At 46.6% G+C, this 22158-nt stretch carries 19 protein-coding genes; 14 read left to right on the forward strand and 5 right to left on the reverse strand.

Going from position 1 to position 22158, the window contains the following annotated elements; genetic code table 11:
- Nucleotides 1-3 precede the first annotated feature (3 nt).
- Both PSE7367_RS05865 and PSE7367_RS05870 read left to right on the forward strand, forming a co-directional pair.
- Nucleotides 4-456: a YbjQ family protein gene (locus tag PSE7367_RS05865; protein ID WP_015164456.1), complete on the forward strand. Its 453-nt coding sequence runs from the start codon at nt 4-6 to the stop codon at nt 454-456.
- Nucleotides 457-709: 253 nt separating this feature from the next.
- On the forward strand, nt 710-1588 hold the full coding sequence (locus PSE7367_RS05870) for a M48 family metallopeptidase (RefSeq protein ID WP_015164457.1): 879 nt from the start codon (nt 710-712) through the stop codon (nt 1586-1588).
- 138 nt (nt 1589-1726) lie between these two features.
- On the opposite strand, the gene PSE7367_RS05875 is transcribed toward PSE7367_RS05870, so the two are convergent.
- A complete protein-coding gene (locus tag PSE7367_RS05875) occupies nt 1727-2335 on the reverse strand; it encodes a hypothetical protein (protein WP_015164458.1) in 609 nt (202 codons plus the stop codon).
- 225 nt (nt 2336-2560) lie between these two features.
- Here PSE7367_RS05875 and rpsL point away from each other — a divergent pair, with 225 nt between their 5' ends.
- The 6 genes from rpsL (at nt 2561) to PSE7367_RS05905 (ending at nt 8201) form a co-directional block, all read left to right on the forward strand.
- On the forward strand, nt 2561-2962 hold the full coding sequence (gene rpsL / locus PSE7367_RS05880; RefSeq protein WP_015164459.1) for a 30S ribosomal protein S12: 402 nt from the start codon (nt 2561-2563) through the stop codon (nt 2960-2962).
- A gap of 268 nt (nt 2963-3230) precedes the next feature.
- Nucleotides 3231-3701, forward strand: coding sequence for a 30S ribosomal protein S7 (rpsG, locus tag PSE7367_RS05885; RefSeq protein ID WP_015164460.1), 471 nt, complete (start codon nt 3231-3233; stop codon nt 3699-3701).
- A gap of 292 nt (nt 3702-3993) precedes the next feature.
- Nucleotides 3994-6069 carry an elongation factor G gene (fusA, locus tag PSE7367_RS05890; protein ID WP_015164461.1) on the forward strand — a complete coding sequence of 692 codons (2076 nt, stop codon included), beginning with the start codon at nt 3994-3996 and terminating at the stop codon, nt 6067-6069.
- A 33-nt stretch (nt 6070-6102) separates the two neighbouring features.
- Nucleotides 6103-7335, forward strand: coding sequence for an elongation factor Tu (gene tuf, locus PSE7367_RS05895; RefSeq protein ID WP_015164462.1), 1233 nt, complete (start codon nt 6103-6105; stop codon nt 7333-7335).
- A gap of 156 nt (nt 7336-7491) precedes the next feature.
- The gene (gene rpsJ, locus PSE7367_RS05900; protein WP_015164464.1) at nt 7492-7809 is read left to right on the forward strand and encodes a 30S ribosomal protein S10; all 318 of its coding nucleotides are present in this window, start codon (nt 7492-7494) and stop codon (nt 7807-7809) included.
- A gap of 188 nt (nt 7810-7997) precedes the next feature.
- On the forward strand, nt 7998-8201 hold the full coding sequence (locus PSE7367_RS05905) for a hypothetical protein (RefSeq protein ID WP_041698343.1): 204 nt from the start codon (nt 7998-8000) through the stop codon (nt 8199-8201).
- Nucleotides 8202-8215: 14 nt separating this feature from the next.
- On the opposite strand, the gene cobM is transcribed toward PSE7367_RS05905, so the two are convergent.
- Entirely contained in the window at nt 8216-9010 is a 795-nt protein-coding gene (cobM, locus tag PSE7367_RS05910; RefSeq protein WP_015164465.1) for a precorrin-4 C(11)-methyltransferase, read from the reverse strand.
- 146 nt (nt 9011-9156) lie between these two features.
- Here cobM and PSE7367_RS05915 point away from each other — a divergent pair, with 146 nt between their 5' ends.
- Nucleotides 9157-9984, forward strand: coding sequence for a tetratricopeptide repeat protein (locus tag PSE7367_RS05915; RefSeq protein ID WP_015164466.1), 828 nt, complete (start codon nt 9157-9159; stop codon nt 9982-9984).
- 54 nt (nt 9985-10038) lie between these two features.
- Here PSE7367_RS05915 and PSE7367_RS05920 read toward each other — a convergent pair whose 3' ends face one another.
- Together PSE7367_RS05920 and PSE7367_RS05925 are read right to left on the reverse strand one after the other, a co-directional pair.
- Entirely contained in the window at nt 10039-11142 is a 1104-nt protein-coding gene (locus PSE7367_RS05920) for a Gfo/Idh/MocA family protein (protein ID WP_015164467.1), read from the reverse strand.
- Between the two features lie 129 nt (nt 11143-11271).
- The gene (locus PSE7367_RS05925) at nt 11272-12570 is read right to left on the reverse strand and encodes a homoserine dehydrogenase (RefSeq protein WP_015164468.1); all 1299 of its coding nucleotides are present in this window, start codon (nt 12568-12570) and stop codon (nt 11272-11274) included.
- A 163-nt stretch (nt 12571-12733) separates the two neighbouring features.
- On the opposite strand from PSE7367_RS05925, the gene PSE7367_RS05930 reads away from it, so the two are divergent.
- Entirely contained in the window at nt 12734-13264 is a 531-nt protein-coding gene (locus PSE7367_RS05930) for a hypothetical protein (RefSeq protein WP_015164469.1), read from the forward strand.
- A gap of 39 nt (nt 13265-13303) precedes the next feature.
- On the opposite strand, the gene PSE7367_RS05935 is transcribed toward PSE7367_RS05930, so the two are convergent.
- Complete coding sequence (locus PSE7367_RS05935) at nt 13304-15277, reverse strand: glycosyltransferase family protein (protein WP_015164470.1); 1974 nt, start codon at nt 15275-15277, stop codon at nt 13304-13306.
- Nucleotides 15278-16097: 820 nt separating this feature from the next.
- Between PSE7367_RS05935 and tpiA the strand changes: the two genes are divergently transcribed.
- The 4 genes from tpiA (at nt 16098) to PSE7367_RS05960 (ending at nt 21967) form a co-directional block, all read left to right on the forward strand.
- Nucleotides 16098-16844 (forward strand): triose-phosphate isomerase, encoded by a 747-nt coding sequence (tpiA, locus tag PSE7367_RS05940; protein ID WP_041698344.1) that lies wholly within the window; start codon nt 16098-16100, stop codon nt 16842-16844.
- Nucleotides 16845-17288: 444 nt separating this feature from the next.
- The gene (locus PSE7367_RS20225; RefSeq protein ID WP_015164472.1) at nt 17289-18629 is read left to right on the forward strand and encodes a hypothetical protein; all 1341 of its coding nucleotides are present in this window, start codon (nt 17289-17291) and stop codon (nt 18627-18629) included.
- Between the two features lie 197 nt (nt 18630-18826).
- Nucleotides 18827-19702, forward strand: a complete 876-nt coding sequence (locus PSE7367_RS05950; RefSeq protein WP_015164473.1) for a glycosyltransferase family 2 protein — start codon at nt 18827-18829, stop codon at nt 19700-19702.
- Nucleotides 19703-20221: 519 nt separating this feature from the next.
- Nucleotides 20222-21967, forward strand: a complete 1746-nt coding sequence (locus tag PSE7367_RS05960; RefSeq protein WP_015164474.1) for an ABC transporter ATP-binding protein — start codon at nt 20222-20224, stop codon at nt 21965-21967.
- Nucleotides 21968-22158 lie beyond the last annotated feature (191 nt).

Raw genomic sequence — 22158 nt, forward strand, 5'->3', positions numbered from 1 at the left:
CAAATGGAAGATTTAATTGGTTTAATCTTTTTAGTAGTAATCGTGGCGATCGGCTTTTTTGCGGGCACATTCAATGAAAAACGCCATTATGCCGACATCAAGAAACGAGAACGCCAAACCCTGCACCTCCCCTGTGTCAATTTTGGCGCTAAGCAAGCCTTGCCACCTGCCAATGAAGCCCATGTTTTTGTGGGCTGTGTGGTGGTTGCCAATGATGCTTTCAAAACGTTTATGGGTGGGCTGATTAATATTTTTGGTGGCCGAATTACGGTGTATGAGTCGTTGCTCGATCGCGGTCGGCGTGAGGCCATGCTGCGCATGAAAGAAGAGGCGATCGCCTGGGGCGCAACCCAGATCTTTAATGTGCGCTATGAAACCTCGGACATCAATTCCCAGCAAGGCGATCAGGGCGCACCGATCATTGAAATTATGGTCTATGGCACTGGCATCAAGTAATCATTAGGCCAATATTAAGCGAAATAGCAGATTGCGATCTCTGTTCATTGCTAAGTTAAATTGCTAATCAATTGGAACTGCGGCTGCTACCGTGGTTCTAATATTTATTTATAATTATTTTGTGATTAGCAAGATGTTTAGCGATTGAGATTGCTTGCTAGCCTAAATCTTGGCTTGAATCATAATCGGAAACATGATCTAGTTCACTAATATGATCAAGTTCACTTGAATATTTGCTTAACCAAACCGATCGATGAAATATGTACCACCGCCCATAATTCCTGAAGATATTAATGTCAGCAAGGTAAACCCACTTAAGCAGATGGGGGAACTGTTGCTGAGCCTGGTGATCACCGTATTGGCAATCTATATAATTTTGGGGATCGCGGCAGATTTTCTGGTGGGGCATATGTCGCCAGAACGGGAGTTGGCGATCGGTAAGAGTTTCATCGCCTCGACCTTAGCTACCAGTGAACTGAAAGGAGACCCGCGTACTCCCTATGTGAATGAATTAGCCGTTAGCTTGGCTGCGAGTACTGATCTAGAGCCAGAGCGACAGGCGATCATTGAAATATTTTTAATCAATAACCCTCAGGTTAATGCGGCGGCTTTCCCCGGAGGGCAACTGATTGTCACCAGGGGATTGCTGGAGCAAGTTGAGTCAGAGAATGAGTTGAGTTTTGTGCTGGGGCATGAGATTGGCCACTTTGCGGCGCGGGATTCACTGCGGGCGATGGGGCGATCGCTGGTTTTTGCGGTGATCCTCAGTAACCTTGGTATGAGTGGCAGTGGTGCTAGCACGGTGAGTAGGGTGGGGCAGTTTACTGAATTGACCTATCGACGGGGGCAGGAAACCGCAGCGGATGAATATGCCCTGGAGGCGGTGATCGATCGCTATGGGCATGGTGGGCATAGCCTGGACTTCTTTGAAAACATCAAAAAGCTGGAGCTAGGGCCAGATCAGCTAAAAAGAGTAGCTGGCTATTTCTCGACCCATCCAATGACTCAGGCTCGCATCGATCGCCTTAACCAAATTGCCGCTGAGAATAATTGGCCAATGCAGGGAGAGCCTACCAATCCAGCGATCGATCTATCGGCCTCTGCACCACGTCCACAGGTTTTTCCAATCTAGGGTTTACTAAAATCTGTCGATCGTAGTTTGAACAATACCTCAATTGAGCAGTGGGTACGCAGCTAGATTTTGCCCAAATAGAAGATCGCTAGCTGTTCTATGGATTGAGTTTTAGAGTTTCAAGTACATTTTGCCAACTCAAAGTCGATAAGCCGTCATGGATTTTAGCCACTGCTTGAGAAGCTGTGGTGAGGGAAAATTTTCAATTAGCTCAAATTGGCCAGCCAGGATTTGCTCGCGTTGGGCTGCATCCGTTTCACTTTCAATCTCTAAATCTAGCTTTTCTCTTAACTTACGCCTCAGGCCAGGAAATACATCGAGGCGATCGATCTCTGCGCCCAAATCTTCGATCGACTCACCACGCTCAGAGCGAGCCAGGTAATTTTCGGCCAAAGAACGCTCAGTCCACCACCGCCGCATTGACGTAATGGGCATCAGTAAGCTAAACCATAGACCCATTAAAACCACCACGGGAACTGCGATCGCATAGACAAACAAGATATATACAGTTCGGCCAGTATTTTTACTCAAGGCAATTGCTTGACCAGCTAAATCTACTTCCGACCACTCGACTTGAATATATTTAGGTTGATAGGTCTCTGGCAGTAAACCAATAAATACATGCACCAGCCGCCAGGCGGATTGGATCGAGCTGAGAATTAATGCTGCCACCAACCATACTCCAGTTAAAAGCATGATCGGGATGCGAACCACAAAGGCTAAGGCTGCTTGTAATCGTTGGGTCATAGTTATCACCTGAGTTCAATGCCTTAATCTGTGAATATTCTAAGCCAGAGTAAATTATGGGCATATCGATCGCTTCTTGGGGTTACTGACAAAGGCAGAAGTTTTTATGCTCAAAGATCATTTGACCTAATTCGATCGACTTTGCTAAAATTAGGGGCTGTTGATTTAGTTTGGAAAAAGTCAACAATCTAATTAATTATTTAGCTTGAATTTTTAGCCTTTAAAATGCCCACAATCCAGCAGCTAATCCGTAGCGAACGCAAAAAAGCCACCCAAAAGACCAAATCGCCTGCGCTTAAAGCATGTCCACAGCGTCGCGGCGTATGTACCCGTGTATATACCACCACTCCCAAGAAGCCTAATTCAGCCCTACGCAAAGTAGCCAGGGTAAGATTGACCTCTGGGTTTGAGGTAACTGCCTACATCCCAGGGATCGGGCATAACCTCCAAGAGCACTCTGTGGTGATGATTCGCGGTGGTCGGGTCAAGGATTTGCCAGGGGTGCGTTATCACATCATCCGTGGCACGCTTGATACTGCTGGGGTCAAAGATCGCCGGCAAGGTCGCTCTAAATATGGAGCTAAGCGTCCGAAGCCTGGTCAGGAAGCTGGCGGCAAGAAGAAATAAGTAGTATTTTTATTTTTTCGATCGCCTAGCCTGATATAGCTCCCGATCGAGATTAACCAAGCTTTAACTCCGAAAAATCAATACTTTACTCAGGCCTAGATAACTAAGCAGTAACTAAGCCATAACTAAGCAAGAGTAATTAAGTATTGGGATGTGCGTTGCCGGGTGATGTACATCTAGAAAGATCGAGTAATTTTTTACTTGCTGCTTTCATTTTCTCTCAAAAGCCCGATATCAAAATTCAAGGAGATCCAAGGTCTAAAATATAATGTCCCGCCGTACTAAAGTAAGCAAGCGCCCTACGCCACCCGATGCAGTCTATAACAGTCGTTTAGTCAGTATGTTGATTAAGCGGATGATGAGGAGCGGCAAGCTCTCAGTCTCTTCAAATTTGGTTTATAAAGCTTTTGAGCTGGTTGGTGAAAGAACCGGCGAAGCCCCCCTAGAAATATTCGATCGCGCCATTCGCAACGCTACCCCCCTGGTTGAGGTAAAGGCTAGACGGGTTGGTGGCGCTACCTATCAGGTGCCGATGGAAGTACGCAGCGATCGCGGTGTAGCATTGGCCTTGCGCTGGCTAGTTGGTTATTCTCGATCGCGCCCTGGTCGTGGTATGGTCAATAAGCTTGCCAATGAGATCATGGATGCTGCAAACGAAACGGGGGCAACCATCCGCAAGCGCGAAGAAACCCATCGCATGGCAGAGGCAAATAAGGCTTTTGCCCATTATCGTTACTAGGTTGCTGGTGGACTAGCAGCGGGTACGAGTTACCTAGGTTTTGATCGCTCAATTGCTTAATATTTGATTAGTATTTGAGCTGAACAAAAATCATCTAGTCCATGTAGAGACTTAAATTTACAAGCAATTCTCCCTAGACCTAACCCCATTTTTACCTATGTGTTAATGGTAAAAATCGATCGGGTTGAATGAATTAACAGGCTGCGATCGGCAGTATATTAATTCTTAACATTCTTAATATAATATTAAGTAACTTAGATATGTTCTTATTAGCTGGAACGAGGAAATAGTCGTGGCACGAACCATTCCCCTAGAGAAAGTACGCAACATTGGTATTGCAGCGCACATTGATGCTGGCAAAACCACTACTACAGAGCGCATCCTATTTTACTCCGGTGTTGTGCACAAGATCGGGGAGGTGCACGAGGGTACCGCAGTAACAGATTGGATGGCTCAAGAAAGAGAACGGGGCATCACAATTACCGCTGCGGCGATCAGCAGTACCTGGAAGGAGCACAAGATCAATATTATTGATACACCTGGTCACGTGGATTTCACGATCGAAGTGGAACGCTCGATGCGGGTGCTGGATGGTGTCATTGTAGTGTTCTGTTCGGTTGGTGGTGTGCAACCCCAATCGGAAACAGTATGGCGGCAAGCCGATCGCTACAGTGTGCCCCGGATTGTATTTGTCAACAAGATGGATCGCACTGGCGCCAACTTCTACAAGGTCTATAACCAAATCCGCGATCGCCTACGGGCTAATGCGGTGCCTATTCAGTTGCCGATCGGTGCTGAATCGGAATTCAATGGCATTATTGATTTGGTCAAGATGAAGGCCTTTGTCTATGCCAATGACCTTGGCACCGACATCGAAGAAACCGATATTCCCGCAGATATGCAAGAGCTAGCTCAGGAATATCACACCAAGATGATCGAGGCAGTGGCCGAGACCAGTGAAGAGTTGCTTGAGAAATACATGGCCGAAGAAGCCTTCTCTGAAGCAGAAATCTTTGAGGGGCTACGCAAAGGTACGATTAGTGGTGCTTTGATTCCACTTACCTGCGGTACTGCGTTCAAGAACAAAGGAGTACAGCTATTGCTTGATGCAGTAGTTGACTATCTACCCTCGCCTTTGGAAGTACCACCAATTACTGGTTTACTTCCAGATGGCAGTGAGACGACTCGACCTGCCGATGATAGCGCACCACTGGCTGCCCTAGCATTTAAGATCGCTGCTGATCCCTATGGCCGTCTTACCTTTGTACGAGTATATTCAGGGGTGCTGAAAAAAGGCTCCTATGTGTATAACTCTGCCAAGGACAAGAAAGAGCGGATTTCCCGCCTGATTGTGCTCAAGGCTGACGATCGCACAGAAGTAGATGAACTGGGCGCTGGGGATCTCGGCGCAGTATTAGGACTGAAAGATACCTTCACCGGTGATACGCTCTGTGATGACAAAGAACCCGTCATCTTGGAATCCCTATTCATTCCTGAGCCTGTGATCTCGGTAGCGATCGAGCCTAAAACCAAGCAGGATATGGAAAAACTTTCCAAGGCACTGCAATCGCTATCTGAAGAAGACCCCACTTTCCGGGTGATGATTGACTCAGAAACCAACCAGACGGTAATTTCTGGGATGGGTGAGCTGCACCTAGAAATCCTGGTCGATCGGATGATGCGGGAATTCAAAGTAGAAGCAAATGTTGGTGCGCCACAAGTTGCTTACCGCGAAACAATCCGTAAGCCAGTATCCGCCGAAGGCAAGTTCATTCGCCAGAGTGGTGGTAAGGGGCAGTACGGCCATGTGGTGATCAATGTAGAACCAGGTGAAACTGGCACTGGTTTTGAATTTATCTCTAAGATCGTGGGCGGTTCTGTACCGAGAGAATACATCAATCCTGCCGAGCAAGGGATGAAGGAAGCTTGTGAATCCGGCATTCTGGCTGGATTCCCAGTGATCGATTTAAAGGTAACTCTAATCGATGGTTCCTACCACGATGTAGACTCGTCAGAAATGGCATTTAAGATTGCTGGTTCTATGGCACTCAGAGATGCTGTAATGAAGGCAAATCCAGCCCTACTGGAGCCAATGATGAAAGTAGAGGTAGAAGTGCCAGAGGATTTCCTTGGTGATGTCATGGGCGATCTCAACTCGCGCCGTGGCCAAATCGAAGGAATGAACAGTGAGGACGGTGTAGCAAAGATTGCCGCCAAGGTTCCCCTCGCGGAAATGTTTGGCTATGCTACAGATATCCGTTCTAAGACCCAAGGAAGGGGTATTTTCTCCATGGAATTCAGTGACTACGCTGAAGTGCCACGTAATGTGGCAGAGCCGATTATTGCTAAGCATAAGGGTAACGAGTAAAGAAACTAACAGGATAAGGAAACAAAGTTAAAAATGGCACGCGCAAAGTTTGAAAGGAATAAACCCCACGTCAATATTGGTACCATTGGTCACGTTGACCATGGTAAGACTACGCTAACCGCTGCAATCACAATGACCTTGGCAGCCGGTGGTGGTGCAACCGCTAAAAAATATGAAGATATTGATGCGGCTCCAGAGGAAAAAGCCCGTGGCATCACAATCAATACTGCCCACGTGGAGTATGAGACTGGTGGCCGTCACTATGCCCACGTGGACTGTCCTGGCCACGCTGACTATGTTAAAAACATGATCACTGGTGCAGCACAGATGGACGGTGCGATTCTGTTAGTTTCCGCTGCAGATGGCCCTGAGCCCCAAACCCGTGAGCATATCCTGTTGGCACGTCAGGTTGGTGTGCCTAACCTGGTTGTCTTTCTAAATAAGGAAGACCAGATGGAAGGCGAAGAGGAGCTAATTGAGCTGGTGGAACTGGAAGTACGCGAGTTGCTTTCTGACTATGAGTTCGACGGTGACAATATCTCGATCGTCCTGGGTTCTGCGCTCAAGGCAGTTGAAGCACTAACCGCTAACCCTAATATCAAGAAAGGCGATGATCCCTGGGTAGACAAGATTTTTGCCCTGATGGACGAAGTTGATGCCCATATTCCTACGCCAGAGCGTGATGTGGACAAACCATTCCTAATGGCCGTAGAAGATGTCTTCTCGATCACTGGCCGTGGTACCGTTGCTACCGGTAGAATCGAGCGCGGTAAGGTCAAGGTTGGCGAAACAGTTGAGTTGGTTGGGATTACAGACACCCGCTCTACTACTGTCACTGGTGTAGAAATGTTCCAGAAGACCCTTGATGAGGGTATGGCTGGCGATAATGTCGGTCTTTTGCTACGTGGTATCCAGAAAGATCAGATTGAGCGTGGTATGGTTTTGGCCAAGCCAGGTTCAATTACGCCCCACACCAAGTTTGAGTCTCAGGTTTATATCCTTACTCAAGATGAAGGTGGTCGGAAAACCCCATTCTTCGCTGGTTATCGCCCTCAGTTCTATGTGCGCACTACCGACGTAACCGGTACTATTGCTGCATTCACGGCCGATGATGGTAGTGATGCGGAAATGGTGATGCCTGGCGATCGCGTCAAAATGACGGTTGAGCTAATTAACCCGATTGCGATCGAAAACGAAATGCGCTTTGCCATTCGTGAAGGTGGCCGGACAGTTGGTTCGGGCGTTGTTACCAAGATTCTTAAATAATTAAATTTCACTGGAAGGGGACGGTTAGCAAGATGATCACTACGATCGCACCGCTCCCCTTTCTTGTCTCTTTGGTTACGATCGAGTATGCTGGAAAGTCTGCGTTCCAACCAAGAGAACTATTTTTCTTCGACTTCAATAAGTTAAGTAATAAATATGGCTACCTTACAGCAACAAAAAATTAGAATCCGGCTCAAAGCATTTGACCATCGCCTGCTAGATGCCTCCTGTGAAAAGATTGTTGAGACTGCCAATCGCACCAATGCCGCTGCAGTTGGCCCAATCCCCCTGCCCACGCGTCGTCGCATCTATTGCTTACTGCGATCGCCCCACGTTGACAAGGATTCCCGTGAGCATTTTGAAACTCGCACCCATAGCCGGATTATTGATATCTATCAACCTTCTGCCAAGACGATCGATGCCCTGATGAAGCTGGACTTGGCTGCTGGTGTGGATATTGAAGTGAAGCTATAAAGCGCGATTTATATTTCCTATTCCGATTGGGAATGCTCACAATACCGAATCATTATTATCTATATGCCGCCATGTCTTGATCAGCGGCCTATTTGTTTTAGTTAATTAGTTAGTTGATCTGGGCAATTCACGCTCACTTTAACTTTGACTGCTAATAGTCCCGTAATAGGTAGTGATTATTAGTAATTTTGAATAATAACAAAGATCAAGACCAAAATTTTAACTTTAGCTCCCGTAACCCCCAAGTTCAGGAAGCCCAAGGTCGCCGTAATCTTAAAAAGTTTGCGATCGCATCATTTGGGCTAATCATTGGCGCTTTGGTCGTATCTGGAATCGTAATCAATAGATATGACTACATTGATAATGATCCGCCACGGATTGAAGAGAACTAATTTGCTTTACGTGATTAAGCCTGTTCAGACTTTGGCCTAAATAGATGATCGTGACTGGGGTTATACAATTGCGATCGCGCTTCATCATAGTCTGAGTCTGACTGCACCAGATGATTTAACGCGGGACTAATTAAATACAACGTAGTGCGTTCCAGGTCTTCACCCCGACTGATCGCCGCCATATTACTTAGCTTCGTCACCTTAATTTTCTCATCCGGCCAACCCAATCGATAGCAAACCGCCACGATCGTATCACTGGGGTAATGTTCGGCCAGCTTGGCCTGGGCATTTTCAATGTGCCGCGCACTCAGATAGAGGCATAGCGACGCTTGATGGGCGGCAAGGCTGGCTAGTTCTTCTTTGGCTGGAACCTGGGTGCGACCAGAAATACGAGTAAGAATAATTGTTTGCACCAGACCAGGAATGGTTAATTCTGTGCCCAGCCTGGCGGCGGCGAGTTGATAGGCACTGATGCCAGGAATAATCTCAAACCTGATCCCGGCTTCACTGAGCAATCGCATTTGTTCATGGATCGCACCGTAGAGAGCGGGATCGCCATCGTGCAACCTGACTACCATTTTGCCTTTGCGGGCGGCAGCGATCGCCAGGTTGGCAATTACCTTCAGGGTCTTGGCGGCGGTGGGGATTTTTTCGGCGGCTGGCTGGCAATGTACCAGCATTTCCCTGGGAATGAGTGAGTTGGTGTAGATCACAACATCGGCCTTGGCAAGCAGATTGCGCCCCTTGATCGTGATTAATTCGGGATCGCCGGGGCCTGCGCCAACGATATAAACTGGCTTGGTGGTCATGGTTTTGATTTTCTAATGGCGGTGCCTGTCTATGTTAGTCGGTTGATGGCCGATCGGTTGTGAAGTTTGTCTGTAGATCGATCGCTATTCTGAGATTAGTTAGGGATTATACTAGTTGTGTTCAGATTGGGCAGGTGTCTTTCTAAATGAATAACAAAGACGAAGTTAAGCGGTTAGTCGAGCAAGCCCAAGCTAGATTCGAGCAGGGTGATTATGAGGGAGCGATCGATGATTGTGATCAGGCAATCGCTTTAGATCCTAATTTAGCTAGTGCCTATATTTGCAGAGGCAGAGCTAGGAAAAAAATAAACAATCACTTGGGAGCATACAAGGACTACACTAAAGCAATTGAATTAGATCAAAATAATGCTGTTATATATAGCCTTCGTGCATCACTTAGCGATCAATTAGGGGATCAAGATGGAGCATTTAGGGACTATACCAAAGTAGTTGAATTAGACCCTACAGATATCGATGCATATGACGGACTAGCCTGGATTCGATTTTCAATGGGAGATACAAATGATGCTCTGTCTATATACGCACAAGCTATCGAATTAAATGATCAACAACCAGATCTCTACGTTAAGCGCAGTGTTATAAAGTCTAATCTTAGAGACTATGATGGTGCAATTCTCGACTGTGATAGAGCTATTGAAATAAACCAAAGCTTTGTTGATGGATATATGACTCGTGGTGAGCTTTATAAATTAAAGGAAAATCGCTTTCTAGCTATCGAAGATTTCAAAAAAGCTGAGTCCTTATATAGAGAACAAAGAAACATAGGGATGGCTGAACACTGTAAAAAGGAAATTAAGAATTTAAAGAACTGGTTTAGATGGAAAATTAATCGCTTCGTTCATAAGTTCGTCGAGGCTAGGTTATTATCAATGTACAACCTTGCATCATCGGTTGAAGATTTAGCCAATAACAATATTCAAAGCACCTCTGATGGTGATTTGCCTGAACAATAAATGGCGTTAAATAATCTTGCTGTTGTGGCTAGCTCATAGCTAAACAATCTTCGATCAACCATTCAAAACCTGATCCAACCCAGGCACATCCAACCACCGTCCCTCAGCATGGGATTGATGCGTTAGATCCATCAGCAATTGGGAATAGACCCCCTCCCGCATACCAGGAGTCATCTCGCCATTGTTAACAATCGCCTCGGTGAACCGATCGCAAATGGCAATAAACGGCGCTAGCCGCCCATCCTCATAGCTCTTGGGCAATTGATACTCCTGCGGGATCGGCACCACATCAAAATCGATCGCCCCCGCCTTTGCCCGTTGCAGGCTAAACCCATGAATATAATCGCCCATATTGGCATTACCCAACACCAGCGTGCCTTCTTCACCATAGACCGTCACCCAATGGCCACGGCCACGATAGGCCACCGTGGAGATCGCAATATTACAGGGCGTACCATCCGCCAGCTCCAGCAGAATATTACAGGTGTCATCGCTGTCTACCGGGCGCATCTTGCCATCGGCATCGGGAAGTTCCTTAATGCCCGTGCTGAGTTGGCCGCAGATTTGCTTGACCGAGCCAAACAACCAGTGCACATAATCAAAGGTGTGCGATCCCAATGCTCCCAGGGCTCCACCGCCCAGTTCTTTTTGAGCATACCAATTCCACTGGCGGGTGGGGTTGGCGCGACCCTGCACAATCCAATCGATCGTAATTGATCTTTGCTTACCCACGAAGCCCTGATCAAGTAGATGTTTGAGATAGCGCCAATGGGGCAGGCAGCGAAACTCAAAATCCGTGGCAATGATTACACCTTTGTCCTGGGAAATTTTGTAGAGGTCGATCGCCTCGGCCAGACTGAGCGTGACTGGTTTTTCGAGCAGTAAATGCTTACTGGCCTGCAACACTTGCTTAGCCATGTCGTAATGCAAAAACGGTGGTGTAGTGATACTCACCGCTTCCACCTCTGAGATGGCTAATAGATCTTCGAGCCGATCGCAGGCATTGGGTACACCAAACTTGCTCGCCACTTGCTGAGCCTTGGTGCGATCGCGGTTATATACGGCCACAGGCACCGCAGTGGGATGATCCTTTAGTCCCGGCAGATGAATTTTTTGGCCAAAGCCAGTTCCAACAACACCAACACCAATTCTTCTCATTACTTAATCCACCTAGTCTTGAGCTGCTAATAATAGCCTAATCCTAAATCAGACTTTCCGCGCACTAGATTGCAATAGATTTGGAATAGATTTGGAATAGATTTGGGTGGGGGTAGCGATCGTTCAAGCTCAAGCTGCTAGCAGGCGAATCACAGTGGGAATACTATCGATCGCATTTAGCTCACCAATTTCTTTCAGGGCATTCCGAAAATTGCTTTCTTGGCACTTTTGGGTAATCACGGCAATGCTGGCCATGCCATCGTGAATATGCTTCTGGACAATACTTTCCAGACTGACTTTGTGCTGACCAAAGCAAGTGCCGATCGCGCCAATTACACCCGGCTGATTCAACACCACCAGCCGCACATAGAACAAATTGATACTATCGGCGATCGATTGCACCTTGGCATAATGCTGGTGAGTGCAGCCCATGGTCAGGTTAATATTACTGGGATTGGCACGGAGCGTTGCCACCACATTGATTATGTCAGCAACTACAGCGCTGGCAGTTGCGCCCGAACCTGCGCCAGGCCCCGATAGCACCAATTCACCGATCGGCTCGCCTTCAATCCGTACCGCATTGGTCACACCATGAATACTGGCCAGGGCATGACTGGTCGGCACCATCACGGGATGTACGCGAATATCTAACGCTGTTTCCCTAGCGGTTTCAGTATGTTGGGCAATGCCCAGAAGTTTAATTACATAGCCCATCTCATCAGCAAAGGCAATGTCAGTGCTGGTAATCTGGCGAATCCCTTCGCAGTAGATGTCTTCTAGCTTAATCCGATCGCCAAAGGCCAGACTAGCTAAGATCGCCATTTTGTCTGCCGCATCTAGGCCATCCACATCAGCGGTGGGATCGGCTTCCGCATAACCCAGCTTTTGGGCTTCCGCCAGAATCGGTTCAAAGTCGCCACCTTCGCGGTGCATCCTGGTCAGAATATAGTTGGTAGTACCATTCACAATTCCCATCACCGATTTAATTCGGTTTGCGCCCAGGGCTTGCTTGAGGGCTTGAATTACGGGGATGCCACCACAGACGGCAGCTTCGATCATCACGTATACGCCCTTTTCCTTGGCAGCGGTGAAAATCTCAGCACCATAGCGGGCAATCACGGCTTTGTTGGCGGTGACCACATGCTTACCATGATTAATCGCTTGCATAATTAACTTATAGGCGCGATCGGTGCCACCAATTAACTCGACCACAATGTCGATCGCTGGGTCTGTTGCGATCGCTTCGAGGTCGGTGGTAAAAATATTTTGAGGTAAATCCACATCACGGGGCTTGTCGGGCGATCGCACTCCCACGCGGGTGATCTCCATCTCGCCTAGTAAAGGATGTCGCCCCTGGCGATCGAGCAAGATCTTGGCAACACCAGATCCAACGGTTCCTAATCCCAGTAATCCAATTTTGAAAGCCACGGCTAACCTAAGCTCAAGTTCACGATCTCAGCATAACCGATCAAGGTCTGATCGTATTAATTATGCTATTTCTAACTATTATCCGCATGGTGAGAATATTTTAGTATTGATCTAGATTAGGAATATTCAAATACGAGCTAGCGATCGGCTAAGGAATCGAGCAATGGAAGAAGAAGTTAAATATTGGAAAATGCAGCTACATCCGACTGGAGATAAACACATAGCTGTTAGACACTGTGTTCGCAATTTGATGGCTGGATACATTGGTCTTGACTTTGATGATCCTGATGGTCAAATCTGTGACCTGAGGCAAGTTGATAAAGACCTAATCATAGAGAAGCAGCGCTACTACAGACAGTTTGAAAGCCCTATGAAAATTGGTGACATTGTTCTAGTTGTCGCTCACAATATACCTTTTGCTCTAGTGACTGTGAAAGGGGAATATGAATACATTGGTAAGGCAGGAGCAAAAAAGCTTGGATTGCATAATCGGCATGTTCGTGCTGTAGGAGACATTCGATACTACGGTGACTACATTGTAAATCCAGAGAATTGGGAAAAAATTACTACGACAGGAACTATTGCGCCGATAACCGATCCTGAAACTGATTCATATCGTTTAGTAGATCGTTGGCTTAAGTGGGTTGAATCTAATCCCAATCTGGAAAGTGTTTACGACTCAATCGATTCTTAAAAAACAAAATTAATTATAATTACAGGCCAACTTAGCATTTTAGTTTTCAAATAGTTGGGGCGCACGTTCCCTCAGCTCCGCATTCAATCGCGGCAATTGCGATCGCATTTCCAAATACCACTCCCGCCGCTCGCGGTAATGGCGGCAGAGCATCCGGTTTTCTTTGACCCAATCATAGGCATTCCTGGCGATCCGATGGCGCAGGTCATGATTGTTGATCAATTCCGTTAACTGAGCGGCAAAATCATCAGCCGATCGATAAATTAAACCGGTTTCCCCCTCGGCGATCGAATTAGCATAAACCGTCGGGCTAGCGATCGCCACTGCCCCATGTCCAGCATGTTCAAGGAACTTAAGATCCGACTTCATCCGGTTAAACTGATTATCCTGCAACGGCAACACGCCGATATCGCAGCTATAGAGAATTTCTAGATATTGCTCATAGGGGCAAAAGGGCTGGAAATGTTTGCGTTTGGTGTCGAGCGCATCAAAAAACTCTCGATCGTGAATCACCTTCACCATCACATTCTTATGCTGGCGCAACACTTGATTCAGCGCCGCCATGATCGGTTGCCAGTCTTTTTGGCGATTCAGGGCTCCAAAAAAGATCGTGACCTGGTCTTTTTTACCCGTTTGGCGATAGTCACGCTCCGGTGGCAAATTTACTAAATGGTTAGCAAAAACTTTCACATTGGGATTAAATTGCTTCAGGTGTTCTGCCAGCGGCTTAGTGCTGGTTTGCACACAGTGGGAACTCCAGAACAATAGGAACTTATTATCGGCATTTTCTGGCCATAGATAAGGATCATCGTCGTGCTCCGCCACGATCAAATAGCCATTTTGTAAAATTCTCTTTTGCTTTTGAAAGTCCTGGGGATAAAACAACAAAGCCCGCTGCCACACAAACACTTTGGCTTCATCGGCAAATGCCAATTTCAAATTAATCGGTTGTTTGCTATTACCGCTGATCGCGCGGGTGTGGGGGATGGTGGCACTAAAGCGATCGGGCTCTAGTACCCTGATTCGATCGCAGCCAGCGGGGGCAGCAATGAAGGTTTGAATCAACAGCTTGGGCGTGGTGAGGGGAATTTTAGCAGCCCGGATTAAAAAAGCTTTGGTGCGGCTGAGTAATTGAAAATGCTGACTGGATATGCCTAAGTGCTCAATCCAGGGTTTGGCGGCGGCCAGGTAGCGATCGAATTGTGTGTCTTGTTCCTTAGAAGTTTGCACATATTCGGTTTGGATCTCAAAGACCGAGAGTTGCGCTTGGGCAAATACCTGACGCAGACTGTCGAGGGTATAGAAATGCAAACTAGTGGGATTAGCCAGGAAGTTAAAAGCCTGGGTTTGTTGATTATTTTGAGTATTTTGCTCTTGGGGCTGCGCAAATCCTGCCTGCTGAGATTTTGAGGCTTTGGCAGATTTAGAAGATTTAGAATTAGACTGTGGTTCTGGCGATCGAAACCCAGTTACAACCTGGCCGAATTGCTGCCAGTGATGCAAATTTGGCATATAGGCGATCAGGCTGCCCCGCTCAGTTAACCACGATCGATAGTAGGTCAGTTCTGTTAATAGATTTTGGGGCGAGTTGCGATCGCCGCGATAGACAATGCAATCAACTGAGCCCTTTGAGCCATTGCTTGGTGGGAACTCACGATTAGTTATTTCGTTGTGATGATCAAATTTATCAGGGCGATCGGTTGGCTCAGGATGATCTGGATTCAGAGGATGCTCGTCCGGTTGAGACTGCCGATCGTGATGATTAAGATTATCCAGACTTAAGGGTAAATCGCTAATCTGGCTGGCTACGCCGTCTAATTGCAAAGCCGCGATCGCTGCCAGGTCTGGGTTGGTCTCGATGCCATAGTAGCGACCGAAGGGATTGAGCTTTTTATACTGAGCGCCCATCCAACCATCGCCGCACCCAACTTCCACCACCACCTTCGCATCCGGTGGCAATACCTTATAGATAATGCCCAGAAAATCGGGCGGGGGATTTCCAGTAGCCTGCATGATCTCTTAACTGCCAGTAACTGCCAGCAATCTCTAAACCCCCTCAGCTTATATCATTTTGGGGATTTGCTTCACCTCGTTGCCCCTACCAATTAGCGATGGCAGTTTGATCAAATAACTTTGACTTCGTATTAGCTCACATTGTAGATTCCACTAGATTGTAGAGATTGCCATAGAGATCAATAATCATTGCCGATCGCACCTGATCAGGCAAATAAGTTGCGATCTGATCTAGAACTCTTGCAAAAGTCAAAATGTTGCAACTATGTAAGACTCACGCTCTCAGGTGCTATGCAAGTAACGATACAAGGATTCTAATTAATAGATTTAAGGTCGATTTATTAATGCTAGCCTCATTACAATCTGATCAAGTCAAAATTGGCATTAATTCACTTCAGTCATTGATCTTAGACTATTGCTCTATTGCTAGAAATATTGCTTTGAGCTAAAAAATGGTTAGGCTCTAATTAAGGTTAGGGAAAGAAATTACAACAGCCAAGGAATATTAATTGAACAGCGATCGCCTTGCTAGATGATTAACCAGATTAATTAAATTACCCGACAGCCCTTAAACTATTAAATGACCGTAGCTAAGTGATGATTTCAACGCCGTGTTTTTTAGCAAACCAGCGTTAGCAAAGATCAATTACTACGCACTGGCAGTTCTACACAGCCAAGGAGTTTAGTTATTTAACTTGCTGCGATCGAGCCAGATCGATCGATACAACTCCTGACTGAATGCCAGTTAAAAAATTTTTAGGTCTAAGATTGCCTAATTTGCCTCAATTTGTTGTGACTCTAGGAGCTTGAAAAAATTACTTTGCGTAAAGTTGTAATTGCCGGAAACTGGAAAATGTTCAAAACCCAGGCAGAAGCCAAGGCGTTTATTGCCGATTTTCTGCCTCAGATTGCCGATGTTGCTAATGATGCAAATAAGCAAGTGGTGTTGTGTGTGCCCTATACCGATCTAGCGATCCTGACCCAGGCGATCGCCAACAGTGGCCTGCCCAACCTCAGTATTGGTGCTCAGAACGTCCATTGGGAAGAGTCGGGCGCTTTTACGGGCGAAATTTCCGCCGCCATGCTCACCGAGATTGGGATTAAGTATGTGGTAATTGGCCACAGCGAGAGACGGCAATATTTTGGTGAAACCGATCAAACCGTCAATGCCCGTCTCAAGGCTGCACAAAAACATGGCATTACGCCGATCCTCTGTGTGGGTGAAAGCAAGCAGCAACGGGATGCTAATCAAATCGAAGCCGTAATTTTTGAGCAACTCAAGTTAGATCTAGAAGGCATCGATCAACAAAACCTGATCATTGCCTATGAGCCAATCTGGGCGATCGGTACGGGTGACACCTGCGAAACCGCCGAAGCCAACCGGGTGATTGGTCTAATTCGTCAGCAGCTTAGTAACCCCAATGTACCAATTCAATATGGTGGGTCGGTCAAGCCCAATTTGATCGATGAAATCATGGCTCAGCCAGAAATAGATGGCGTGCTGGTTGGTGGTGCGAGCCTTGATCCGGCTGGGTTTGCGCGGATTGTTAATTATCAAACCGCCTAGCTTGTTTTTATTTGAGCTGGCAATGCTGGCAATTTGGATGCAAAGTAAGCGATCGCTTACTTAACATTGCTTAACAAATCAACTGTTCACCTGATAAGAAGTGGCTAAACCGGGATACTTGTTGTACGATGCTCCGTAATCGATCGGGTTAAGGTGGGGGAGCAGACATTGATGCAGCTTGATGCAATATTACTTATGTATTGTATGTATTGCTTTCTCGCAAACTCGATTTGCAAAATCCCAACTAGATGAACAATCCAAAAAAAATAGCCTAGCTATAATTGACTCCTTAGCTTCCATGAAAATCGTCATCAATAATTCTGGTGGCTTATATTTGTGGTAGTTATTATTTAGCACCTACGCGGAAAACAACTTGTTTTCATTTTTGTGTAGGATTAGATATCTGCCTCTGGCTTTAAGACTGGGGGTGTTCCGGAGGTTTAAATGAGCAAGTCGAAAAAGTCGAACAAGTCAGCCAAGTCAAATCCAGAAAATTTATCCGTAAGTCCCGCAGGTTCCGAAAGTCCAGAAAGTCCAGAAAGTCCAGAAAGCTCAGAAAATTTAGAAAGTGCTGAAAAAGTGCCTGAGGCGATCCCGCCCAAGCGAGTTGCACCTAAACTAGAGCTGGTTAAACTGATGAGCCCCAAAAAGCCCGGCGAATTAGAGCCAGAAGCTGAGACAAAACAGGAACCAGAGGAGCAAAAAGCCGCTGCTAAAGCTGAGCCGGGGACAAAGGAAGTAGCTAAGGGTCGAAAAGACCAAAGTGCTTCTAAGGCCACTTCAGCGAAAACCCAAGAGATCGTTTCGATCGGTGCAAAAAAGGTGTCAGCCGCAAAAGATGAACCTACCACTGATTCTGGTGGTGTTGATTCTGGTGGTAAGGACTCTGCTGCTACTGCCGCTGCTGCTGAAGCAACCGATGCTAAGGTAGCAGACCAGCCGGAAGAAGACGATGATGAACAGCTCCGACCAATCCCGCCGGCAACGGAAAGCATGCAATATCGGGCGATCGGTGTGGTGCATGGGCGTTATATTCCCGAAGAAGAGCAATTCAGTCGCGGTAAACTGATTGGGTCTGATGGGGCAGAGATCGATACTGTACTGCTGGGGAAGGTAATTTCGATCGTCAAGAAACGCCTGGATCTCGAAAAAGAATATCTCTGGGTGGTCTATCCCCGTACCCGCAGCAAAACCAATGAGCTGCATCTGCAAATTGCTGGTGTGTGGGCTCCCTTGGAAATGGGTAAGTCAGAACAGCCGATCGATCCGGATGTGGAAGATGGCTATTTTTCGATTCGAGGCGAAATTTTGCGCCAGCTAGATGAAGAAGGCATAGTGCATGTCAAAATTCGCCGGATTACCACACCGGGTAAGCCCAGCAAGAAAAAAACCGATAAAAAGCCACCAGCCAATAAGTTTAAGCTCAGCCTCAAGGGGATGTTGCCTGCGGATGCGGCCGGTTATTTCTGGGATTTGAATGTGCGCCGCGAAGGTGGCGAGCTAAAAATCATTGACGGTAAATCGATCGCCAGTGTGCCGAAGCCCAAACCCAGAAAAATGAAACCCGGTGGCAAGTTCTCCAAAAAAGGCGATTTCAAAAAGCCCGGTGGTAAGTTCCCCCACAAAGGCAAATTTGATAAGCCAAACTTTAAGCGGGATGGCAAAGTGGAACGGCCAAGTAAACCGGTGAAGCAACCATCCGGTGATGCTGCGGCCAGTGATTCTAAGCCACCAGCATCAGATAGCCCTAGCAATCCTAGTCCTGGCTCAACCCCAGAGAGCTAGATGACTAGAGCTTAAATCTAATCTACTTGATACTTGATCGCTTGGTTTAAGCACATATCACCAATAGCCATCGTAACTAAGCAGCTTTCCTCTTTTGATCGGAGGCTGCTTGGTTTTGGTTTATTTTGGTTGTTTAAAGTAACTAAAGTGCCTAAAGTGATATAAGCGTTAATGAATTAATTGGATCGAGTGGATTAGTGAAGGTATCGGTTATTTTACCCACCAAGGACAGGGGGCCAGCGATCGCCGAGACGATCGAATCCCTGCTAGAACTTGACTTTCCAGTCGAGGCGCATGAGGTGGTGATTGTTGATAATTTGTCCAGTCCTGAGAATCAAAAACAACTTCAGGGTTTTGCAACTGATCATAGCGATCGGATTAAGTATGTGCGCGAACCCAAGCTGGGCTTATGTAATGCCCGTAACTGCGGTATTGAGTATAGCCAGGGTGAAATTTTAGTATTTCTGGACGATGATGCGATCGTGCCAAAATATTGGCTCACAAACATAATTAAGCCTTTTGAAGACCCGCAGGTGTTTGCCGTTGGCGGTAAAGTAATCGCCCAATACACCACCCCTCCGCCGGATTGGATCGACAAGCGGCTGGGCATGTACATCAGCAATTTTGATCATGGCGAAGAGCTATTGCAGCTTTTTTATAATGAATATCCCCGTGGTGCGAATATGGCATTTCGGCGCACTGCCTTTGCCAAAATTGGTTTGTTTTTGGACTGCTTCGATCGCAAGGGCAACTCTTTGATGAGCTATGGCGATATTGAAATTTGCTATCGGGTTGAACAGGCAGGCTACAAAGTTATGTATGTACCCGATGCCGAGATTTTGCACCTGATTCGGGGCGATCGCCTCAACCAAGAATGGTTTCAACGGCGGTTCTATTGGCAGGGGCGATCGGAAGGATTGTTTGAATTACTCCACTTTGGCCGCAAACATATTCTGAAAAAATTGCCCAACCACCTCAAACAGAGCTTTACCGGCGATCGCTATGATCAACTGCACCATCGTGGTTTTATGGTGGCGATCTTGCTTAATTTCTTCCGCCAGAAGTTTGAATAGTGCTAAATTCTCGGCATATTGCTGATCTGTTTGTTTTGCTTAATCAATTGCCACAAGGTATAGATTCATGTTTTCTGGTGCTCAGGCTGGCAAATCGTAGAGTTATCCTGCCATTGTTGTTTTCTGGGTTAATTATTCCCATAATTACAAAACAGAAATATATAATTTTTGTAGATTTATTATGCAGTAAAACCGACAATTGGCGAGCGGTTCTTGGTGAAGTGCTTGTACCACAAGGGTTATTACAATCTAATTTCACCCTATCTGAGGATGTGTAAGCAATCCCTAACCAAATAAGTTAACTAAGTTAACGTAAGTATATTCTGGGCTATCACAAGCGATCGGTCAGGTTGCCGCCTTCCTCTGCTCTCCACCGTAATGGTTGAGCCCAAGGTGAGGCGATCGGAGCATTACCCATCACAATTAAGGCAGTGGAATAGTTAAGATCTAGATCTTTTCACCGCCAATCAATAGCTCCAGCTCTCAAGACTAAAGATCTGACAGACGCAAACATAAAATATGGCACGATCGCAACTGGCAAAAGTTTTCAAATATCTCCGTCCCCACTGGCGACCGCTTGTTGCTGGGACAATCTCGCTCTTAGTCGTTAATGTTCTTACCGCCTATGTGCCCCGCTTGATTGGTCGCGCCGTAGACAACCTGGATCAAGATTTTGTTAGCAATCAATTAATGCAATATGTCTGGACAATTTTTATCCTGGCTTCGATCACCCTGGGGATTCGGATCGCTTCGCGCATGTTTATCTTTGGGATCGGGCGTAGCGTCGAGGCCGACCTCAAACAACAAATATTCGAGCATTTGCTCAGGCTCAGCCCCAACTATTTTGCCAACCAGAAAGTAGGGGACTTGATCTCGATCGCCACCAGCGATGTGGATAACATTCGCCGTCTGTTGGGGTTTGCAATCCTGAGCTTGATCAATACGGCCTTTGCCTATGCCACGATCTTGCCATTCATGTTGGCGATCGACGTGAAGCTAACCGTCCTGGCAATCTCGGTTTATCCGCTGATGTTTGTGGTGGTGAATGTTTTTGGCACCAGAATGCGTGATCAACAACTAGACGTGCAGGAACAAACCGGCTCAGTTAGTTCATTGCTACAAGAAGACCTCAACGGCATGGCCTTAATTAAAACCTATGCCCAGGAAGACAACGAGCGGCGAGCATTTGCTGGGCTCAACCAGGGGTTACTCGATGCCAATCTCAAGCTAGCCAAAACCCGCAACATGCTGTTTCCTTTCCTGGGGGGGATCGCCAGCGTCAGCTCATTGATTTTGCTCTGGCTTGGGGGTGAAATGTTGGCCAGTGCCAATAGCGGCTTTACGGTGGGGGAATTAATCCAGCAGATCACTTACGTTAATTTGCTCATTTTTCCTACTGCTCTGTTGGGTTTTACGATCACCACCTTTCAGCGTGGCGTAGTCAGTATCGATCGAGTCGAGTCTATTCTTAGCACCAAGCCGGAAATAGCCGATGCGGCCGATGCAATTTCGCTCAAAGTACCTAGCTGCAAAGGCAAGATCGAAGCCCAAAATCTAACCTACACCTACCCTGGCTCAGATAATCCCGCCCTCGATCGGGTTAACTTTGTGATTAATTCTGGCGAAACCGTGGCGATCATTGGCCCAGTGGGATCGGGTAAGTCAACCCTGGCTAATGCTTTGCCACGATTGCTGGATATTGATGCCAATCAGCTATTTATCGATGGTAATGACATTACCAAAATTAAGATCGCCGATCTGCGCAGCATCATTACCTACGTGCCCCAGGATAGCTTTTTGTTTAGCACCACCATGCGCGAGAATATCCGCTATGGCGAGCCTACTGCCGATGAGCCGACCGTGGACTATTATGCTGGGCAGGCCAGGATCAAAAATGAAATCCTGAATTTCCCACGCCAGTATGAAACGATCGTTGGTGAGCGTGGAATTACCCTTTCCGGTGGGCAACGTCAACGTACCGCTTTGTCCAGGGCACTACTGGTAGATTCACCAATTTTATTGCTGGATGATGCTCTCTCTAGTGTGGATAACAAAACCGCCACTGAGATTTTGGCCAATTTACCAGCTACCAAGACAGTAATCTTTATCTCTCATCAATTATCGGCAGCGGCCAATGCCGATCGGCTCATAGTGCTCGATCGCGGCAAAATTATTAGCATTGGTACGCATCAGGAGCTACTGCAAAGTTGTCAGCTCTACCTTAAACTATGGAATCAACACAAATTAGAAGAGGTGCTGAAGTAAGCGCTTAGCATAAGTTGAATTGGGATTTAGCTGGTATGTTGTTCCGATTAATTGATTAATTGGGTTGATAAGCTCTAATTTAGGATAATTTATGAATTGACTAGGTGTTGCATGGTTTAGGTTCTTATCCCGATGGCTGATCCTGCTGTGTGTTTAAGATCAAATCTAGTAGATTAATCATAATTAAAAAC

The organism is Pseudanabaena sp. PCC 7367 (genome assembly GCF_000317065.1).
In the GTDB taxonomy this organism is placed as follows: domain Bacteria; phylum Cyanobacteriota; class Cyanobacteriia; order Pseudanabaenales; family Pseudanabaenaceae; genus Thalassoporum; species Thalassoporum mexicanum.